This is a genomic window from Sorangium aterium, from assembly GCF_028368935.1.
GTDB lineage: Bacteria > Myxococcota_A > Polyangia > Polyangiales > Polyangiaceae > Sorangium > Sorangium atrum.
On sequence record NZ_JAQNDK010000006.1, the window covers coordinates 339301 to 358610 of the forward strand.

The following is a 19310-nucleotide window of genomic DNA, read 5'->3' on the forward strand; positions in this document are numbered from 1 at the left end:
CCAGCGCATCGGCTTCCGGACCTTCCGCATCACGCTGCACTTCTGCAGCGGCAAGATCGCGTGGGTCGAGCTGTTCGAGGTCGGCGCCGAGTCGAAGGCGTTCTGGAACGACTGGTCCGAGAAGGAGGAGGCGGAGCGCAAGGCAAGCCACGACGCCTGGCTGGCGTCGATCCCGGCGCGCCGCCGTACGAGTATCCCTGGGGAAAGATCACCTCCCAGTACGACCCGCGGGGCGGCTACAGCAGCATCGTCGTGCGCTTCGGCTAGCGCCGGCGCGCTGGGGCCCAGGGCGTCGCTGGTCGCTGGTCCGCGCGCCGGCGCCGCCCTCGGCGTGGCATCCGGCATCCGGGGCGCGCTACAGCGCTCGCCGGTAGCGGATCTCCGGGAGGCTGCCGGCGCCGACCCGCGCCCACCGCCGCGCGCCGTCGCGGGTGAAGCCGGAGAGCTCGTAGAAGTGGCGCGCGCGGGTGTTCCCCTCGAGGACCCAGATCGTCATGGTCCTGTGGCGGCGCCGGGCCAGGTCGGCCTGCGTCGTGTCGAGCAGCGCGGCGCCGAGCCCGCGCCCCCACGCGGCGGGCAGGAGGTAGATCGTGTAGAGCTCGCCGACGTCACCTGGGCCGTCGTCGTCGCGCGTCGGCCCGGCGCTCGCGAAGCCGAGCCCGGCGCCCTCGGCGCAGAGCATCCAGGTCCGCGTCCCGGTCGCGGGGTCGCGGCTGAGGATGCGCTGCCAGCTCGCCTCGCGCGCCGGCACGGAGAGGGCGTTGAGATCGGCCGCCGGGATCAGGCCCAGGTAGGCCGCCTGCCAGGAGTCGACCTCGATGCGCGCGATGACGGCCGCGTCTGCCGGCTGCGCCCGGCGGATGACCGCCCCTGTGATCCGCTCTGACATGGTGTCTCGCACCTCAGCTTGGCTGGCGCCGCGGCGCTCCGCCAGGGCGCCGCCCGGCGCGCTCGCCGGCCGGAGGCGCGATCAAGCGGTGCCCGACGCCGCATTCATCATGATGCTCCATCCCTCGCCGGCGATGGTCCCCTAAGGTCCTTTTGTGCGCTGTGACGCTACCGGGCGCTGCAAAAGGAACCGAAGGAGGGAACCATGCTGTGCAAGGAGATCATGAAGCAAGACATCCAGAGCGTCCTGGCCGACGACACCATCCAGACGGCCGCGTGCAAGATGCGCGACGCGAACGTCGGCTTCCTTCCTGTCTGCGACAGCGCCGGGAGGGTGCTGGGGGCGCTGACGGACCGCGACCTCGCCATCCGGGTGCTGGCCCACAGCAGACCGCTGAGCACGAAGGCGGGCGACGTCATGACGCGCGGGGTGGTCGCGTGCCGGCCCGACGACGACGTGCAGCGCGCGGAGCAGCTGATGGGGCAGCACCACAAGTCGCGCGTCCTGTGCACCGAGGCGGACGGCCGCCTGGTCGGCATCATCAGCCTGTCGGACATCGCGCAGAGCGAGGATGACAGGCACACCGCGCAGACCGTCCGCCGGGTGACCGAGCGGGAGGCGGTGCAGCACGAGAGCACGCGATAGGCTCGCCGGGCGATGGTCCGAGCTTCGCGGCGGCGCGCGGCGCGGGCGACGAACCCGCGACGTTCGCCCTCGCCCCGCGCATCGCCCGCCGCGGCGGCCGCGCGCGCCGCGGCGACCGAGCGTGTCGCGGCGCCGGCGCGCCTCGCGGCGCCTTCACCCCGGCGCTCCGCCGCCGATCGCGCCTCGAGCACCGGCGACTCGTGCAGCACGAGCGCCGAGAGCAGCGAGGCCCACCTCGTTCCCGCTCATCCTCGAGGCCAACCCGGTCGTCCAGGGTCGTCTAGAACGGCAGCCTCATGTCGGCGCGTGGATTGCGCCTGCGGGGCGATGTTTGCCCGGCCGGCCGTCGATGGCTGCCGCGAGCGCCCCCGACGCCCGAGTCGCCCTGGCCGCTGCTGCCCTGCATTTCGAGCGAGCACAGCCCGCTGCACCGGTCGCCTGCCATCCGCGGGTGTTATTCGCTGGAGGGGACCGTCAATGATTGACCGTGATCGAAGGATCCCATTGGTAGTATCCTTTCACCGGCCGAGCACCTTCCCCGTCCGGCAGCGGGCCGTACACCACGAACCTCACCATGAACCACTCCGTGCCGTAGTTGTTGACGTCGATCTCGGCGCAGTTGACGTCTATCGATCTGGCCGAAACCTTGGGCGGCTCGTGGTTGTCCTGCCCATCCTGCGGCACATTCACAATCTTGGGGAACGACCGGTATCTCATCCCGTCCGTGCTCAGGACGCCGACTGTGCTGGTCTGGCCCTCCGGATCCCAGTGCACGAAGTCGTAGATGAAGACCTCCTCCTCGACCTGGTGGCTCATGGAGCTCGCCCAGATCCGGAGCGTGTCGCCGGTCGCTGCCTGCAGGTTCAGATCGGCGGTCCCATTGCCGCCCACAGCGTGTTTCGCGTCAGTGATCATGAACGCGTAACGATGGTCGCACCCCGCCGGGTTATCGGGCGTCGAGCTTGGCTCGCTGGAGAGCGAGATTGTGTCGACGACGATCGTGAGATCGACCGTCTCGGTAGCATCCTTGTTGATGTCATCAGAATGATTGCGCACTGGGTCCTCCATGCATGTTCGATTCTCGCGAACCCGAGATCCCGCGCCGCGCTGCCTGCCGGCCCCGGGTTGAGACTCCCGGCGGGCGGCCAGGACAGCGCCATCGTCGAGCCGTGAGCGCGCCCTCGCCGTCGCGCCGCGGGCGGGCTATCACCGACGCGGGGGCGCCGCGGATTGACGCCGGCGCGGGCGCCCATCCTCACCATGAGCGCCGGCGCCGACCGTCAGCCGCGGATCTTGAGAACGGTCTTCAAGCCGGCAGGGAGCACCGACCCGCGATGGTGAACCTTCACGGTGAAGATCGCGCGATCGACCTCGTCCTCCGGCATGTTCTTCAGGGAGAAGTGGGCGATGACCTCGAGGTGAGTGCGGCAGTTCGCGCAGTTGCTCACGCTATAACGGCTCAAGACAGAGTGGTAGCCCAGGTAGTATTCCTTGGTCTTGCCGCCGTCGCTCGCCACGGTCGCGTGCGCCGTCAGCAGGAACGACCCCTGGAACAGGGCGCGATCGATGCCCCTCACCATGAGCTTCTTGGCGCTGAACCCGGGCTTTACCGCTGCCGCGCGGGCCTGGTCATTGAGCGATAGATCGTCGAATGAGCCTGGCCCATAGGTGTAGCCGAGCTGGTTCTCGATGTCCACGCAGTCCGTGCTGACGTAGGGCTTGCTCGTGAGCGGGCTCTTGAACGGTTTGAGCGCGGTTCCATCGAGGGTCAGCTGAGCGCCGGGCGGGACGCCGGGGGTCGGCCCTTGCAGGTCGTTCGAGCTGGTGCCCGGGTAGTCTGTCATGTCGTCGGAGACCTCCAGCGTCGTGGTTTGGCCATGCAGCTTCTGCCAGAGCCAGAACATGCGGTCGATGTTGCAGTGGTGAAAGAAGAAGATCGGATCGAAGGAGGACGTGTTGTTCTCTCCCATGTCCCCGTTCGAGCCGCTGACCAGCCCCGTGCCACCAGGAGCTATCTGCGGCGCGTCGAACCCGCCGACGGCCAGGTGGAGGTCGTTGTGGGGCTCCTCCAGCGCTACCACCATGGGCTGATGGGGTGGGATATCCGCGTTCCAGGCGGCCGCCGAGGTCGTATTGGAGAAGACCGTGTAGTTCGGCGCGAATAGACACCCCCTGTACGATGCGTAGAGGTTGGCGCCCTCGGGAGGAGGTGGAACCGTGGGCTCGGGGCCGTTCAACCAGGCCATGATGTTGTTGTTGAGCAGCGTGTCGTTCGTGTTCTGGTCGGGATACTTCTGGTTGTGGGCGTACGTCAGCTCGGAGTCCCCGAAGTTGCCCACCAGCCCTGAGAGCGGGTACCGCACGGTCGTGTAGCCGGCCCGCTTGTAGTACGGGTGCGCCTCGTCGGCATTTGCGTTCTGGTCCCCCCAGTAGTTGTCGGAGACCGAGATGGGCAGGGTGAACGACCGCAGCGGGTTGGGGATACCCATCAGGCCGTAGCTCGGGAGGTCGACCGTCGGCTGGGTAAAAATGGCCGGGACGCCCTGATGGAGAGAATAGTCGTCCGTCTCGTCCCAGAAAGGCAGCATCACGCCCGGTACGATGGTTTGCAGCGCCTTTTCCATGCAGTAAAGGTATGCTCTGTGCCAGGTCGGGAACAGGATGTTGCCGTGGTTGCAGTACCCTCCCCAGTAGGCGTATGTATCCTCCGGCGGCAGTCGATCGACCGCGCGTCGCAGCAGGAAAGGCTCTCCGTGGAGGCCCCCCAAGGCGAAGAACGAGTTCCATTCACGCGGGTCGAGCCGCTGGATGCCCCTCCAGGCATAGAGCACGTCTTCAAGGGGTTTCGTGTTTCCCTTGGCGTATTCTTGCTGGAGGACATAGATGGACTGCCGTATCCCTGTGGTCATGTCAGCGCCTTTTCTTCTGTCAGAGCGAGCCTAATCTGTACGGTATCGGAGCGGCGCGGGGCTCTCCGCGCGCTCCGTGCCTCACGGCGGCGAAGGCAGCGACGAGCCCTGCGCTCCCTCCGCCGCACGATCTCGTGAGGGGGACGGCCCCTTCGTCCGGGAGGCGAGGCGTACGCTCCAGAGCGAGGCGCCGATGAGGAGCAGAGCGCCCGCGTAGAGGAGAGGCGGCGCGTCGAGCCAGAACTTGCCCCCGAGCACGGCCGACGCGCCGGCGAGGCCTGCGAGCATGGGGCGGTAGTCCTGGCTCGCCAGTGCGCGCAGCACGAGCGCGCCGAGCGCGAAGGCGAGCAGCCCGGCGCCGAGCGGCAGCCCCCATGCGTCGCGCAGCCAGGCGCTGGCGCCGAGCGAGCCCAAGATCCCGAGATAGGCCGCCACGCACAAAGGGCACTTCGGGAGCAGCACCAGCGCGATGGCCGGTAAGAGCGGGAGGTGCTGGCCGGCGCGCCTGGCCAGCGTGGAGGCGCCGGACGAGCGCGGCGAAGGGGCAGCGCGCCCGCAGGTGCACCCCGGGGGCGAGGAATCCGTGAGGCTCGGTGTCTCCTTGATCGCCATCGTGGGTCTCCCGGTGGTGCTTCGCGGATGGTCCGGCGTCGCGGGGCGGCCTTCCGGTGCGAGTCGAGCGCGAGGGCTTCGCCGTGCGCTGCGGCGCGTCCCGCAAAGCGCAAAGAACGTGCTCAGACGCCCTCGACCTTCGAGGTCCTGCTCGACAGCCCCGAAGCCGCCCTGGGGCCGCGCCGGAGTTCGTTTGTCTCACGTGTGCCGTCGTGAGAGCGCAGCCCCCCAGACTCCTCAGGTCCTTGGGAATGCCTCGGGGATGGATGGCGTGCCCAGAGCGCCAAGGCGGCTCCCCATCAGGACCGAAACGGCGTTGAACACGCCTTTCTGGAAGAGCAGGATGTTCAGAGAGCCGCCGTACGCGAAGTGCCCGAGCTCGTCGCCCTTCTTGACCGGGACCGGCTCGCCTCCGACCGGGACCAGGGTCGACCGGTTGTTGACGAGCGACGGGTACATCGCGCTGATCGTGTTCAGGCCGACCGGGATGACGGCGATGTACCCGTGCTTTTCGGTCTTGATGACGAAGTAGGAGCGATGAAAGTCCTCGAAGATGCTGAAGTCCGTCGTGCTCTCGCCGACGTTGAAGATGGTGTTGAACCAGTGATCCCCGTCCATGATGCCATTGTAGATTCCAGGCACCTCCACCCCCTCGACGATCCGGCCGGAGGCAGGAGCGTGGTAGCGATGGTAGTTGGGGGGCATGAGGACGCAGGAGACGGCCGTGCCGCCCTCGAACTTCGCTGCGTACTTCGACCCGTTCAGGAGCTGCGTGATGTTGAGCTGACGTGACTTCACGTCGAGCTTCTTCGTGAGCGTGAGGTCCGAGAGGATGAAGTTGATCTCCGAGTCGGCGGACGCCACGAGCACCGAACCGTCGTCAGGCGCCGCGATGGGCCGGGGATTCCTCGCGGGGTTGAGCCTGCGCGTGAAGAACTCGTTGAAGGACTTGAAGCCACCCTCGGGGACGATGAAGTCCTCGATGTGAGTCCCGGGATCCTTCAGCCAGGCCTCGATGAACTTGAGCGACTCCGGAGAGTCCATGAACCGCCCCCGCTCCTTGATGAATTTGACGGTCCAGTTGAAGATCTCGGTCGTGTACTCGTCGCTCGTCGTGCGGCTCTTGAACGTGTTCAGGAAGGCGAACGCGGACTTGTTGTCGAGGTAGAAGTAGGTGAAAGGTACGATCTTCCCCAGGCCTCCCGTGGGCTCGGGCAGAAAGGTGAACCACTGCTCGAAGTAGCGCACGAAGTACTCGGCGGTCGCTCCGACCCACGGGTTCTTCGAGCCGTCCTCCACGAAGGGCTTCACGTGCGCGACGGCCTCGTTGAACGCGGCCTCGACCACGGGGTTGGCCATGAGGCGCTTGAGCTCGTCGATCAATTGACGCATCGCGGGCGTGAGCGGAATCTGCTGATTGGTCTGCTGGATCGCCATGGCTGGCTCCTTGGGAACGTTATCGAGGTTGGACTCAGTGTTTGCGACTGGAGCGATGGAGATACCCCCCGGGGAAGACCGCCTTCTGCGGCTGTCCGGTCTTGATCGTGGGAGGGCGGATCGTCCCCGGCGCGAGGAGGGCGAAGTACCCCTGAGCGTCAGCCAGCGACAGCGACGACATCGGCACGTCCGGGGTGAAGAGCTCGCAACCCCCCTTGCTGGCGTTATAAGCGATGCAAGCCTTCGCCTCGCACTGGTGTCTACAGTAGTCGAGGCACTTGTCGGTCGAGGGGTCGATCAAGGAGTCGGTCAAGGACGCACACACCTGCCCGGAGCCTGGTACGGGCGTGGCGCTGGCCTTGCTCGACGAGACCCTCAACCCTTGGAGGTCGGCATACGGCGGCTGGAGCGTATCCGGTGCCACACCCGGCTTGCCGTTGCCGAAGTCGAGAAGGAAGCTGAAATCAGTCCCGAACGCGGTCTGCGCGACGCCGTGGCATCCCTTGCAGCCTCCCATGTCGTACGTTGTTTTGTTGTACACGGTGTTGTCGCAGTTCCCGAACGTGTTGCCGCCGAAGCCTGGGCCGCTGAAGTTGTTGAGGAACGGGTCCGTCTCGACGAACAGATTGGCCATGTAGTAATTGGCATTATCCTGCAGGCACTTGGCCGCGCTGCCGTCCTGCGCGCTGATGCAGGCCAGCCCTGCGGCCATTTTTGTGGCATCCGAGTCGGTGGGGTTCGCCTTCGGGGGAGGGGCGCCGGTGATCTCGCAGTCGGTCACGTCGGCCTGCACGCCGATGAGCTGGTAGTTCGCCCAGACAGAGCTGAAGCCTTGCAGCTGCTGGCGCATGAGATCGTTCACCTTCCGGATATCCCCGGGGATCGCGTGGTTCTTGGTGCGATCCGTATTGGGATCAGGGCTCTGCCGCGCCGCGGGCGTCGGCGCCGCGCCTGCGTACCAGGTCTGCGCGGTGAACCCCCAGGAATAGAAGAGAACAACATGACAATGCACATCATTTTTCTGATCGATAGCAATGCTCTCAAGCAGAATCCTGGAGGCCAGTTTGGCAATCCCCAGAATTATCCTGGGCCGCACCCTCCTCTCAAGTACGGGAGAGGAAACGACCCCAATACCTACACCAACCAGAGCGGGGACACTCCCGTGACTGTGTACTTCAACGAGGAGGTCCTCATCTCCGTCCAGGACTCGAACTCCAACATCGGCGTGGCTTGCGCCCCGGTGGGTTTCGTCGCAATGACCTGGCAGTCCAATCCGATTACCCTCGATGACCTCACCGGCGGGGATGCGGTTATCGGAGACATCAGCTTCCGGGACACTCGCGTCAACTCGTATGGTTATGACTATGTCACCGGTTCGAACTCTCCGTGGGCGCCGGAGAATGACAACACCAATTACCTGGTCACCCGCCACGACGCGAGCCTGACTTCGCCCGTGAAGCGCAACCCGTACATCCTCGTTCCGGCGCTCGCCACCGCGGGCGTGCTGCAGTACGGCCTCGAGTTCTATTGCTCGATCGGCGGAGAGTATATCGGTAACTACTGGTTCGATCCCTCGATCACGATCGCAGCACCGCAGTGACCACGGGCGCCGGCGTCAGCCGGGCCGCCCGAGGACGCCTCTTGCTTCTTGTCGGACCTGACCAGGATCGACGACGAGGCGACGCGCGAAGCCGCTGCGCGCGTTCTACTTCGATGGATCACCGGAGCTCGGGCCGGTGGTCCACATCGACCACCAAGGCGCCAACCTGAGCTCCGGCGGGTACGGCGACTCGATGGGGGCAGATGCGCACCAGCTCGTTCATCGAGCGCAGGCGGCTGCTCCGCGAGTTCGAGCCGGTGAACGGCTGCCGGTGCTCAGCCTATCGCCTCGGCCGTGAGCAGGCGCGTCCTCCGGCCCGACGCGAGCGTGAGGTGCTGTCCCCAGCTGGTCTGGTGCGGCATATCCCCCTCGACGAGCTCGCTCGTCCGGATCTCGAAGCCCGCGGCGCGGTAGGCGGGGCGCAGCGTGTCGTCGACCCACGCTTCCGAGAGCTCGGGGAGCCCGAGCCGCGCCGCGTAGGGCCGGTCGTCGAAGACGCTCTGGTTGAGCAGCGCGATGAGCTCTCCGCCCGGCCGGACGAGCTGGCGCAGCGCCTCGATCACCGGCGCCTCGGGCAGCACGAGGGCCGAGAGCAGCGAGGCCCAGGGGAAATTGAGCGTGAGGGTGTGGGCGAGCCCGGTGAGCTCCGCCGGCAGCGCTTGCACGGACGCGACGACGAAGAGCGCGTTCGGCCGGCCGCCTCGGGCGACCTTGCGGCTGGCGCGCCACGACACCTCGCGCATCCGCTCCCCCGCGGGATCGACGCCGATGCAGTACGTGTCGGGGTGGGCGCCGGCCGAGCGGTACACGAAGCGGCCGTCGCCCGTACCGACGTCGATGAGGACGCGCGCGTGGCCGGCGAGCTTCGCCTCGAGGTCCGCGCGCGTCCACGTGAGGGACGTCTTGCCGAGCTGCACGATCATCGTCGCCTCGAGCGCCGCTCTCCTGGGTTCCTCGCTCAGCCGAGGGCGCCCCCGCCCCCCGGGCGGTGCCCCTCGGCGCTCGCCGCCGCGACCTCCCGGCAGGCGAGCGCCCGCACGAGGTCGTCGCTCGCCTCGCGGAGCATCCGGACCAGCATCGGCAGCCGCGGCGTCGCCGGCGCGCCGTCCGGGGCCCGCCCGAGCGCTGCGGTCCGCGCCTCCGCGCGGGCGAGGAGGTCCCGATCGACGCGGTACGAGGGGAACAGATGGGTGAAGTACGCGGACGCGAACTCGTGCGTCCGCGTCTCGAAGACCTGCTGCACCCGCTCGAAGAACGCCTGCGCGTACGGATCGAGCAGCGCGCGCTGGAACGACCAGTTGAAGCCCGACATGGCCGCGCCGGTGAGGTGCAGCGAGCCGTACCCGTCCTCGTGGAAGCGCGCCCACGCCGCGGCCTTCGCCGCCGGATCCGGCCGCGCCGTCTCGGCGCGCAGCGCGGCGCGCTGGCCGCGATCGGACGGGTCGCGCTCGCGCTCGGCCGCGAGCCGCTCCTCCGCGCCCTTCATGCCGCGCGCGATCCACTTCACGGCGACCGTCCAGCGCATCTCCTGGTCAATCTCGAGGCCCTCCACCTCGATCTCGCCGTCCGCGAGGCGCGCGGCCAGCGCGAGGTCCGGCGCGGAGTACGCCGCGTTGAAGAGCGCCCGCGCCCACACGATCTGGGCGTCGCCGCGGGGGGCCGCCCGCAGGGCCGCGAGGGCGAGGCCCGTGAACGCGCTCGCCTCGGCCTCGCGCAGCGGATCCGGCACGTAGCGCGCGAGCGCCGTCGCCGCGTTCGTGAGCACCGGGTCGACGAGCGAGAGGTCCGGCTCGGCGGGCAGCTTGTCCCTCACCAGCGCGAGGTACGCGGGGGAGGCGAGCTTCTGGTCGCGCACCATGCTCCAGAGCGACGACCAGAGCAGCTGGCGCAGGAGCGGATCCTCCACGCGGCCCATGTGCTCGCGCACGAACGCGAGCGAGGCCGGGTCGAGCGCGATCTTCGCGAACGTGAGATCGTTGTGGTTGGGGAACACGAGGAGCGGCGCCCGCTGCCCCCGCGCGGCGGCGATCTCGGTCGCCGCGCCGTCGATCTCCGCGGGGACGGAGTCGACGACGAGCGCGCCGTCCTCCTCGCGCGCCAGCGCGACGTCGATGCGGTGCGGCCGGAGGATCGGGTAGTCGGCCGGCGCCGTCTGCAGCACGCGGAGCCGGCCGATGCGGTCGCCCTCGGGCTCCCACTCGGTTGTCAGCGTGTTGAGGGACGCCTTCTCCAGCCAGAGGCGCGACCACGCGCCGAGGTCGCGGCCCGAGCCCTCCTCCAGCGCGGACAGGAACTCGCGCAGCGTCGCGTTGCCGTACTGGTAGCGCTTGAAGTACCGGCGCATCCCCTCGCGGAAGGCCGGGAGGCCGATCGCCGCGACGAGCTGCTTCATCGCGGCGGCGCCCTTACCGTACGTGATGCCGTCGAAGTTGAGGAACGTCTGCTCCGTGTCGGCGAGCTCCCCGGCGATGGGGTGCGTCGTCACGAGCTGGTCCTGCCGGTAGGCCCAGCTCTTCATGACGTTGAACGCCTTCCACGCGGCCGGCTTGAACCGGGTCGCCTGGTCCATCGCGAGGAAGGCCATGTACGTGGCGAAGCTCTCGTTCAGCCAGAGATCGTTCCACCACCGCATGGTCACGAGGTTGCCGAACCACATGTGGGCCATCTCGTGGAGGAGCACCTCCGCGCGCGTGAGGCGCTGGTGGTCCGTCGGCGGGTCCCGGAAGATCATGCGCTCGCTGTGGGTCACGGCGCCGACGTTCTCCATGGCCCCGGCGTTGAACTCCGGGACGAAGACCTGGTCGTACTTGCTGAAGGGGTAGGGGTAGTCGAAGAACTCCGGGTAGAAGTCGAAGCCCTGCTTCGTGATCGTGAAGAGCTCCTCGGCGTCGAGGTGCCTCGCGAGCGACCTGCGGCAGTAGAGCCCGAGGGGGATCCCGCGGTGCTCGTCGCGGACGCCGCTGTACGGGCCGGCGATCAGCGCGAAGACGTAGGTGCTGAACCGGGTCGTCTCCTCGAACACCCGCGTCATACGGCCGAGGCCCGCGCCGAACGTGCGGCTGACGCGGGCGTTGCCGATGACCTCCCAGTCCTCGGGCGCGGTGACGGAGAGCCTGTAGCTCGCCTTGATGTCCGGCTGATCGAAGCAGGGGAACACGCGGTGCGCGCTGAACGGCTCGAGGTCCGAGTAGAGGTAGTCCTCGCCGTCCTCCGGGTCGCGGAAGTGATGGAAGCCGTCGCCGGTGTGATCGTAGTCGTTCTCGTAGACGACGCGCACGCGCGTCTCCGGGGCGAGCAGCCTCCCCGGGAGGACGATGCGGCAGTCGGACCACGCGGGCTCGACCTCGACGCCGTTGATCTCGAGCCGCTCGATGCGCCGGCCGCGGAAGTCGATGAACGTGTCGCCGTGGCCGCGGACGTCGAAGTACGCGACCGCCTCGCCGCGGTAACCGCGGGCGTCGCGCGAGAGGTCGAGGGAGAGCTCGTAGCGCGCATTGCCGATGCGCGCGGCGCGCTCCTCGGCCTCTGTCTGGGTGAGCACGTCCCTTCCAGGGCCGCCGGTCGTCTCCGTCATGACTGCACACCGTAGGACGAACCGCCGGAGGGTGGCCAGCGATCTGCCGCGGTCGCGAGCGCCGCCCCGCCGCGAGGCGCGGGAGGGAGGCGGTTGCCGGCCGGCCGGGCGAGGGGACGGCGGGGCGAGGAAGCCGAGGGAGCCGACCCAGGTTGGAGGTTGGGCACCGACCCAGGTTGGGGAGCCGACCCAGGTTGGGGAGCCGACCCAGGTTGGGGCACCGACGCCGCGGGCGGCCTCTGGAGGGAGCGGAAGTCCTGGTTCTGTGCCAGAACGGCGCTGTTCTGTGCCATGGGAGGGGGATCCGGCACCGGCACAAACGCAATGCATTGCGACACACTGGGGGCCGGACCCCTCGAGAACGCTCGGTGGAGCGATTTTCAGGGCAAGATTGTGCCAGAAAACGCATTCTTCGACGAAATTCTGTGCCAAAGAGCCCCTGAACACTCTCTATTTTGTGCCAGAAGGGGGTCCGGACCCCTCCAGACCGCAATGCAGAGCGTTGGCCGGGGTGCCGGACCCCTCCAGACCGCAATGCAGAGCGTTGGCCGGCGCGCCGGACCCCTCCCGGGACGCAGTGCAGAGCGCAAGCGGGGGTGCGGACCCCGCCGGGCGCAATGCCGCGCGCAGGGAGCGCGGTGCTGCTCGGCACGGCCTGAGGCGCCAGCCGCGCGAGCGGGAGAGGCGGCGCTGCTCGGCGCGGTCCAGGAACGCCCCCGACGGGCCGAGCCCGGGCGGGTGCCGGGCCGGGCGCGTGTGCCGTGGTGGCGCGTGCGCGGGCTCGCTATGCTCGGACCGTGGAGCGCGCGCCGGTATCCTGGGTGATCGACCCCGACGATCCGCGGGCCCCGCCGCAGGAGATCTGGGACAAGATGACCCCCGAGGAGCGGCAGCGCGTCGTCGATGCGCTCCCGTCGGAGCTCGAGATCTCCGAGGTGAGCCCGCCCGAGGGCGACTTCCACTTCAACGCCAAGGTGGCGGCCCGGGACACGCTGAGCGGGTTCTTCCAGAGCATCGGCAAGCGCGTGTACCTCGCGTGCGAGCTGCCTGTCTACTACCCGGCAGGGCGCATGGTCGCGCCGGATCTCATCGCCGTGCGCGACGTCGACGTGAAGGAACGCGCCTGCTGGTCCGTGAGCGCCGAGGGCAAGGGGGTCGAGCTGGCGCTGGAGATCCTCTGGAACGAGCGGAGCAAGGAGGAGCTCGAGAACCTCGCCGCCCGCTACGCGTCGCTCGGGATCCCCGAGTACTTCGTCTTCGACCGCCGGCGCCGCCGGCTGCGCGGCTTCCGCCTCGCCCAGGGCAGCGCGCGCTACGAGCCGATCGCCCGGCGGGCGGGCCTGCTCACGAGCGCCGTGCTCGACCTGGACCTGGGCGTGGAGGGCGACCGGCTGTGCTTCTACCACGCGCTGGCCCGGCTGCCGGAGCCGCGCGAGGTGCTCGCAAGGCTCGGTGCGATGGTGAACGACCTGATGGGGCTGCGTGAAGAGGCGGAGCAGCGGCTCGATGAGGCGGAGCGGCGGATCGAGGACACGCGGCAGCGCGCCGAGGAGGCCGAATGGAGGCTGGCCGAGGCCCTGGCCGAGTTGGAGCGGTTCAGGCGCGAGCGCGGCTGAGGTCGCGCGGAGCGCCTGCGCGGCACCAGTTCGGCTTGATGAATCTCCGGGCCGGATCGGAGCACCGGGCGCTACCCGCGAGGCGCGCCGCCTGCGACAGGGATCAGGGCGCCTTTCTCGCCGCAGGAAGCGCGAGGATCTTCTGGACGATCGGCCCGAGGAGTTGTTCGCTGGTCGGCTGCTTTTCGACCAGCACCTTCCAGGTCCCGCTCGGGTCCCGCTCGAAGCGTACGTGGGTTTGCAGCAGCAGGAGCGCTGCGACGAGCACGCCGATGGATCTGCCGGTCTTCGCCGGCGCTCTGGGCGGGCCGAAGTGTTCTGGCTGGGGGCCGTCGAGCAGGGCGGCGATGACGGGCTGCATTGCGGGATCGGTCGCCAGGAGCTGGAGCACCAGGCGGGCAAGGTCGCCCTCGGAGGCGGGGGCCGCGGCGACGCCGTAGGTCGTCTCCAGGGCGGCACGCAGGTCCGGCGTGAGCTCGGTGGCGAGGGTGCCGTCGCGCAGGCGCGGGGTGGCGATGGTGGTGAGGAGGCGCGTCGCGGTGGCGTCGTCGAGGGTGGCGAGTCGGTCGTTCATGGATGGGCTCCAGTGGATCACGAGGAGGGGTCAGGAGGAGGTGGAAGCTCACCCAGGCCGCTAGCCTCCCAGATTTGCTTCAGGGTTGCCTGCTCGGTGGCGGGGGCACGGTCGTAGATGCGTCGGAATATCGACAGAGCCTTGCCAGCATTTTCAGGGTCGTGGCACATGGCGAACGTCTGGATGGACCTTATCAGCCATCGACCGGCCTCCTGAAAGCTGCTCTGGAGACCCGCAATGATCCCGAGTTGGCCATAGGTGCTCGCCGCACCGTGCTCGTTGCCCTGCTTCTCCTCGATCGCGAGCGACTTGCGATACCATCCCTCGGCCGCCGCAAAGTCCCGGCGCTCCTGCGCGACGATCCCGAGATGGTGATATGTGCTCGCCGCACCGTGCTCGTCGCCGTGCTTCTCGAAGATAGCGAGCGACTTGCGATACCATCCCTCGGCCGCCGCAAAGTCCCGGCGCTCCTCCGCGACCATCCCGAGATGGTGACATGTGCTCGCCGCATGGTGCTCGTTGTCGTGCTTCTCCTTGATCGCGAGCGACTTGCGATACCATCCCTCGGCCGCCGCAAAGTCCCGGCGCTCCTCCGCGACGATCCCGAGCTGGTGATACGTGCTCGCCGCGCGGTGCTCGTCACCGTGCTTCTCTTTGATCGCGAGCGACTTGCGATACCATCCCTCGGCCGCCGCAAAGTCCCGGCGCTCCTGCGCGACGATCCCGAGATGGTGATATGTGCCCGCCGCACCGTGCTCGTTGCCGTGCTTCTCGAAGATGGCGAGCGACTTGCGATACCATCCCTCGGCCGCCGCAAAGTCCCGGTGCTCCTCCGCGATGGTCCCGAGCTGGTGATATGTGCCCGCCGCACCGTGCTCGTCGCCCAGCTTCTCGAAGATGGCGAGCGACTTGCGATACCATCCCTCGGCCGCCGCAAAGTCCCGGCGCTCCTGCGCGACCATCCCGAGCTGGTGATACGCCACCGCTTCGCCCGCACTGTGTCCGGAATCTCTATGAAGCTCTGCGAGCCGCTGGAAGAGCTGCTCGGCCTCCGCGAAGCTTCGCGCATTTCGTGCATACGCTGCAAGGCTTTGCGTCAGGGCCGCCTGATCTGCAATCGTACCAAGTCGCTCTGCTTCCACCAAGGCGCTATAGAAATTGACGGAATGGACATGGAAGGTCACACGCTGCTCATGCAGCTCCAGAGGAGCCAGCGCATCAGCCAGCCTGCCCATCACCTCCACGAAGGCGCGGCGCCATCCGTCGCGTGACGGATCGGCCATCGTGGACGCCGCTCCCGATCGCAAGAACCCGGTGAGCGCCGGATGCATCTCATACGCTGCCTGTCCGACGTCGCGGAGCAGCCCCGCGTGGACCAGCGTGCCGAGGAACATGTCGATCCGCTCCCTCGTCCAGGCAACATCCACCCGCAACGCCATGGCGGCGAGGTAGTCGCCGTCCACGTACCGCTCATGCAGCCCGAGCGGGAAGAGGAGGGGCCTCAGGTCCTCCGGCAATCCTGCCTCCACGAACCGCAGCGTGGCGTGGAGCTTCTTCAACGCCTCGTCCCCTCCCTCCCCCAGCGCCGCCAGGTTCGATCGGAGCGCCTTGGCGATCTCCCCGGCTCTCGCTCCCTCGAGCCGCGGCAGGATCGCCCGCATCGCGAGCGGATGCCCTCCGAGCAGGTCCATCAGCGCGACCAGATCCTTGTCCGTCCGGTCGACCGAGATCCCAAGATCCGCCAGGATGGCCTCGCAGTAAGCCCACCGCTCCTCCCCGTGCAGCCCGCCGATCGAGATCTTCCGCCGCTGCTCCGGCCCCAACCACGCCTCCTCGCTCCGGCTCGTGATCAGCACCTTGGTCGGCGCCCCGCGGAGCCGCTGCAGGAATGATCGCAGATGCTGCCGATCGCCCTCCGACATCGTGGACGTGGTCGGGGACTCCGGAGAGCCGGCGACCACCTCGAAGTTATCCCACACGAGGAGGAAGCGGTGCTTCTTGTAAAACCGGACCAGCGCCTCGATCTTCTGCTCCATGTCGCGCAAGGCAAGGAACGCGTCGCCAAGGACAGGTCCGCCAAGCTGGTTGAATACATACTCGGCGCTCCGGATGTCATGGAACGAGAGCCAGCGGCACTCGTCGTCGCCGAGCCCCTCGGTCGCGTTGAGCCATGCGACAAGGCCGCGCGCCAGCGTCGTCTTGCCGACCCCGCCCAGCCCGTGGATCACGATGGCCGGCGCCGGACGCCGGAGCGCGCGCTCGAGCTCGAGGAGCGCCCCGTCGCGCCCGATGAACCCATACGGGTTCTCTCTTTCGATCGCCTCCTCGGGGAGGCGCCTCGGCGCCGATGCCGGCGGCTGGGCCGCCGCAGCGAAGGCCAGCGCTTCGGTGTCCTGCTGGTAGACGACCGGCACGAGCCAGTCCTCGAGGTCGAATCGCCCGCACGCGCAGACGCGCCCCCGAGCGGAGAACATCTGCTGGCGCCCGGCGCGGGCGGCTTCGACGAACGTGCCCGTCTCGAACAGCCGCCGGTAGAACGCGGGGAGGAATTGCTCTGCCCCGCTCACGTACAGCGAGTAGGACATCGCCACCACGCTGCGCGTCCCCGCGTTGATCAGCGCGGTCGCCACGGACGCGAACCGATGCTCCGCCTTCTCATCCAGCTTCGCGGACTGGCATGCGTTCAGGACCATCGCCGGGACGTGGTGCTCCTGGAGCAGGTTGCTGAGCACCTCCGCCGTGACCGGCGCCTGCTTCCCGTGATCGTCCTCGAAGATCAGCCGCCCCTCCGGCGCTCCGTAGGTGTGCGGGCCCGTCGGCGCCTCCCGAGGGCCATAGGACCCGTGCCCATCGAAGTGCACAACATGGTAGTGGTTGGGCCGCTCCCGCAGGTGCTCCCGGAGCCGATCCAGCGTCGGCGGCCGGAGCACATGCACGCGCGCCGGCAGGCCCTGCTTCTCGATCAGCTCCACCAGCGGCCGGGCGATCGATCGAAACCGGACGTCCGCCTCGTAGGGCCGGGCGATCACCAGCAGGATGTTCACGCCTTCCCTCGGCAGCTCTGCCGGCACCGGGGGCGGATCCTGAGCCCAGTTGAGCCGTCGCTCGATCCGACACGCCGGCGACAGCGCGCGGCCCTGCAGATCCCGGAGCGCCTCCCAGGGCCAGGCGAGCACCTTCGGGTCGTCGCTCCAGATCTGGAGCAGCAACTCGTGATATCTCCCCCCTGACGCCGCGGCGAGCATCCCGCCCGCATCGGCGCGAGCGAACAGCGCCTGGAACGCCTGCTGGCCCCACGCGCGAAGCGCCGCGAGGACCCGCTCCGCGTGCTCCGTCTCCGGCGAGAACGGATAGTCGAGGAAGCCCTCAAGGTACCATTGCAGCTCCCCGAGGAGATCGCTGTTCGGCCGTCCCTCCACCGGAAACCCCGCCGGCGAGACCACCGCAACGGGTTGCGCCGAGCGCCCAGCGGGCTGCGCGACCTCGAACTGCGGCGGATCGCTTGCCGCGACATGCCGGATGCACAGCGTCGCCATCCTGCCCTACGCCCGCTCCCTCATCGACCGCTCCCTCTCGGCCTGCGCCTCTTCCCCCGGCCACCGCCACGGACCGGGGCACCGCGCGCAGCCAATGACCATTGCACCCTATCCTGAAATTCGCGTCGGATCGACGATCTCAGCACGACATCGTGGATCCTCGCGCGCCCGGTGGATTCTCGGCCCTTGATGGATGATGGAGGAGCCCCTCCTGCGGGCCTTCGCGTCGGCACCGGAGGCGTCCTCGGACGCGCACGTGTCGGTTCTGCGGCCTCCACCGATGATCGAGCACGCGCGGCAGTGTGGCGCAGCAGGACGGAAGCCGGCGAGCGGCGGTTCTCTGAACGGCGGCGTGTTTCCAGGGTGTGGCTGGCTCGAGCGTGGGCCGATCAGGCTCGTGGGTGGTCGCGTACGCGTGGGCCCGCTATGCTCGGACCATGCAGCGCGCGCCCACGTCCTGGGTGATCGACCCCGACGATCCGCGGGCCCCTCCGCAGGAGCTCTGGGACCGCATGGCGCCGGAGGAGCGGCAGCGCGTCCTCGACACGCTCCCGTCGAAGTTCGACATCTCCGAGGCGCGCATCGAGGAGACCGAGATGAGTCTCGACGAAGAGCGGCAGCGCGCCGACGAGGAGCGGCAGCGCGCCGACGAGGCCGAGCGGCGGCTGGCCGAGGCCCTGGCCGAGCTGGAGCGCCTCAAGCGCGAGCGCGGCTGAGCGCACGCCCGAGGCGCGCGCGACTCCCCTGGCCCCAGCCGAGCTCGGCTCAGGGCGCCGGGGGGCTGCGGCGCCACACGAGCGCGGCGGCGATCCCTGCGAGCGCGAAGGCCGCCTGGAGGAGGTGGACGAGCAGCGAGATCGCGATGGCGGAGCTCTCGGTGAGGCCGAGCAGCGAGGCGGCGAGCGCGAAGGCCCCATCCGTGGCGCCGACCTGACCCGGGATGAGGTCGCCGGCCGCCGTGCCGGCGGCGCCCACGCCGTACGCGGCGAGCGCGCGGAGGGGGCCGCTCTCGGCGCCGACGACGGCGAGCAGCACGCCGTACTGCACTGCCTGGAGCGCGCGGCCCGCAAGGCAGGCGGCGAACGGCCAGGCCGGGACGGGCGGGCGCTCGTGGACGGCCTCCTGGAAGGCGGCGGCGAGCTGGCCGGCCCGGGCGAACCGCCGGGTGATCCACGCCGAGGCGGTGCGCTGCCGCGCGGCGAAGGCGACGCCGAGGCCGCTCGCGACGAGGAGGGCGGCGTGCGCGAGCACGCCGAGGGCGAGCGGGGAGGCGCCGCCGCCGAGGTGGAAGAGGGCGATGGCCGCGAGGAGCGACAGCGGGGCCGAGGACAGGAGCGCGAGCGACTGGTTCGCCGTGGCGATCGCGGCCGCGCGCGGGGCGCCGACGTGAGGGGAGAGCAGCGCGGCCTTGACCGCCTCGCCCGCTGGGCGGCCGGCCGGCATCAGCGTGATGACGGGGTAGGTGACGGCGTGGATGCGAAGGAGCTCCGCGGCCGGGATGCGCCGCGGCGCGCAGAGAATGCCGGTCGCGAGCGCCTCGCAGCCGACGCGCGCCGCCTCCAGCGCGATCAGGAAAGGCACGAACGGCGCGGCGCGGGTCACCGCGGCGAGCATCTCCGCCGCGCCGACGTGGCGGATGAGCGCGGCCAGGGCGGCCAGGCCGAGGCCGCCGAGCGCCGCGTGGAGCAGCGCCTTTCGCCGCGCGCGGCGGGCGGCGGGCGCGTCCGGGGCGGCGGGCGGCGGGGCATCGACGCGCGCCCCGCCGCCGGGCGCGGGCCTGGGATCGCCGCCGGCGCATTCCTCTGCCGCTCGGGCCGGAGGCAAGGGAGCCATGGGAAGGTGGTGCGCTGCGAGGAGCGTGCCGGTGACGTGTGGGTGCAGCGTGCGCACGCGGCGGTGAGCTGCCTCGCGGAGCGCG

The 19310-nt window shown here is 69.1% G+C and carries 15 protein-coding genes; 4 read left to right on the plus strand and 11 right to left on the minus strand.

All coding sequences use genetic code 11. The annotated features are described in order from the left end of the window. Positions 1 to 355: 355 nt before the first annotated feature. A complete protein-coding gene (locus POL72_RS45315) occupies positions 356 to 889 on the minus strand; it encodes a GNAT family N-acetyltransferase (RefSeq protein ID WP_272103137.1) in 534 nt (177 codons plus the stop codon). Between the two features lie 204 nt (positions 890 to 1093). Here POL72_RS45315 and POL72_RS45320 point away from each other — a divergent pair, with 204 nt between their 5' ends. Then, positions 1094 to 1534 (plus strand): CBS domain-containing protein, encoded by a 441-nt coding sequence (locus POL72_RS45320; protein ID WP_272103138.1) that lies wholly within the window; start codon positions 1094 to 1096, stop codon positions 1532 to 1534. Between the two features lie 474 nt (positions 1535 to 2008). Here POL72_RS45320 and POL72_RS45325 read toward each other — a convergent pair whose 3' ends face one another. The 5 genes from POL72_RS45325 to POL72_RS45345 all read right to left on the minus strand — a co-directional run bounded on the left by POL72_RS45325 (position 2009) and on the right by POL72_RS45345 (position 7504). Further along, positions 2009 to 2590 carry an AidA/PixA family protein gene (locus POL72_RS45325; RefSeq protein WP_272103139.1) on the minus strand — a complete coding sequence of 194 codons (582 nt, stop codon included), beginning with the start codon at positions 2588 to 2590 and terminating at the stop codon, positions 2009 to 2011. Positions 2591 to 2814: 224 nt separating this feature from the next. Further along, entirely contained in the window at positions 2815 to 4443 is a 1629-nt protein-coding gene (locus tag POL72_RS45330) for a tyrosinase family protein (RefSeq protein ID WP_272103140.1), read from the minus strand. Positions 4444 to 4524: 81 nt separating this feature from the next. Continuing rightward, complete coding sequence (locus POL72_RS45335) at positions 4525 to 5055, minus strand: hypothetical protein (RefSeq protein ID WP_272103141.1); 531 nt, start codon at positions 5053 to 5055, stop codon at positions 4525 to 4527. Between the two features lie 237 nt (positions 5056 to 5292). After that, entirely contained in the window at positions 5293 to 6492 is a 1200-nt protein-coding gene (locus tag POL72_RS45340; protein ID WP_272103142.1) for a phosphatidylserine decarboxylase, read from the minus strand. Positions 6493 to 6526: 34 nt separating this feature from the next. Beyond that, positions 6527 to 7504, minus strand: a complete 978-nt coding sequence (locus POL72_RS45345; RefSeq protein WP_272103143.1) for a hypothetical protein — start codon at positions 7502 to 7504, stop codon at positions 6527 to 6529. On the opposite strand from POL72_RS45345, the gene POL72_RS45350 reads away from it, so the two are divergent. Then, on the plus strand, positions 7493 to 8092 hold the full coding sequence (locus POL72_RS45350; RefSeq protein WP_272103144.1) for a hypothetical protein: 600 nt from the start codon (positions 7493 to 7495) through the stop codon (positions 8090 to 8092). The two genes, POL72_RS45345 and POL72_RS45350, sit on opposite strands and share 12 nt — an antisense overlap. 275 nt (positions 8093 to 8367) lie before the next feature. Here the strand turns inward: POL72_RS45350 and POL72_RS45355 are convergent, their stop codons facing one another. Next, positions 8368 to 9015 (minus strand): class I SAM-dependent methyltransferase, encoded by a 648-nt coding sequence (locus tag POL72_RS45355; protein WP_272103145.1) that lies wholly within the window; start codon positions 9013 to 9015, stop codon positions 8368 to 8370. A 35-nt stretch (positions 9016 to 9050) separates the two neighbouring features. Further along, positions 9051 to 11666 carry an aminopeptidase N gene (gene pepN, locus POL72_RS45360; protein ID WP_272103146.1) on the minus strand — a complete coding sequence of 872 codons (2616 nt, stop codon included), beginning with the start codon at positions 11664 to 11666 and terminating at the stop codon, positions 9051 to 9053. 797 nt (positions 11667 to 12463) lie between these two features. On the opposite strand from pepN, the gene POL72_RS45365 reads away from it, so the two are divergent. Further along, positions 12464 to 13282, plus strand: coding sequence for a Uma2 family endonuclease (locus tag POL72_RS45365; protein WP_272103147.1), 819 nt, complete (start codon positions 12464 to 12466; stop codon positions 13280 to 13282). A gap of 103 nt (positions 13283 to 13385) precedes the next feature. On the opposite strand, the gene POL72_RS45370 is transcribed toward POL72_RS45365, so the two are convergent. Both POL72_RS45370 and POL72_RS45375 read right to left on the minus strand, forming a co-directional pair. Continuing rightward, positions 13386 to 13856 carry a hypothetical protein gene (locus tag POL72_RS45370; protein WP_272103148.1) on the minus strand — a complete coding sequence of 157 codons (471 nt, stop codon included), beginning with the start codon at positions 13854 to 13856 and terminating at the stop codon, positions 13386 to 13388. A 17-nt stretch (positions 13857 to 13873) separates the two neighbouring features. Continuing rightward, complete coding sequence (locus POL72_RS45375; protein ID WP_272103149.1) at positions 13874 to 17392, minus strand: CHAT domain-containing tetratricopeptide repeat protein; 3519 nt, start codon at positions 17390 to 17392, stop codon at positions 13874 to 13876. Between the two features lie 437 nt (positions 17393 to 17829). On the opposite strand from POL72_RS45375, the gene POL72_RS45380 reads away from it, so the two are divergent. Then, on the plus strand, positions 17830 to 18108 hold the full coding sequence (locus tag POL72_RS45380) for a hypothetical protein (RefSeq protein ID WP_272103150.1): 279 nt from the start codon (positions 17830 to 17832) through the stop codon (positions 18106 to 18108). Positions 18109 to 18157: 49 nt separating this feature from the next. Here POL72_RS45380 and POL72_RS45385 read toward each other — a convergent pair whose 3' ends face one another. After that, entirely contained in the window at positions 18158 to 19225 is a 1068-nt protein-coding gene (locus POL72_RS45385) for a lysylphosphatidylglycerol synthase domain-containing protein (RefSeq protein ID WP_272103151.1), read from the minus strand. Positions 19226 to 19310: the final 85 nt, after the last annotated feature.

Bases quoted from the DNA above. Each gene is read 5' to 3' on its own strand.
- POL72_RS45330 (WP_272103140.1), bottom strand. From the start codon at position 4,443: ATGACCACAGGGATACGGCAGTCCATCTATGTCCTCCAGCAAGAATAC.
- pepN (WP_272103146.1), bottom strand. From the start codon at position 11,666: ATGACGGAGACGACCGGCGGCCCTGGAAGGGACGTGCTCACCCAGACA.
- POL72_RS45315 (WP_272103137.1), bottom strand. From the start codon at position 889: ATGTCAGAGCGGATCACAGGGGCGGTCATCCGCCGGGCGCAGCCGGCA.
- POL72_RS45350 (WP_272103144.1), top strand. From the start codon at position 7,493: ATGACAATGCACATCATTTTTCTGATCGATAGCAATGCTCTCAAGCAG.
- POL72_RS45355 (WP_272103145.1), bottom strand. From the start codon at position 9,015: ATGATCGTGCAGCTCGGCAAGACGTCCCTCACGTGGACGCGCGCGGAC.
- POL72_RS45385 (WP_272103151.1), bottom strand. From the start codon at position 19,225: ATGGCTCCCTTGCCTCCGGCCCGAGCGGCAGAGGAATGCGCCGGCGGC.
- POL72_RS45335 (WP_272103141.1), bottom strand. From the start codon at position 5,055: ATGGCGATCAAGGAGACACCGAGCCTCACGGATTCCTCGCCCCCGGGG.
- POL72_RS45370 (WP_272103148.1), bottom strand. From the start codon at position 13,856: ATGAACGACCGACTCGCCACCCTCGACGACGCCACCGCGACGCGCCTC.
- POL72_RS45340 (WP_272103142.1), bottom strand. From the start codon at position 6,492: ATGGCGATCCAGCAGACCAATCAGCAGATTCCGCTCACGCCCGCGATG.
- POL72_RS45380 (WP_272103150.1), top strand. From the start codon at position 17,830: ATGCAGCGCGCGCCCACGTCCTGGGTGATCGACCCCGACGATCCGCGG.
- POL72_RS45320 (WP_272103138.1), top strand. From the start codon at position 1,094: ATGCTGTGCAAGGAGATCATGAAGCAAGACATCCAGAGCGTCCTGGCC.
- POL72_RS45375 (WP_272103149.1), bottom strand. From the start codon at position 17,392: ATGGCGACGCTGTGCATCCGGCATGTCGCGGCAAGCGATCCGCCGCAG.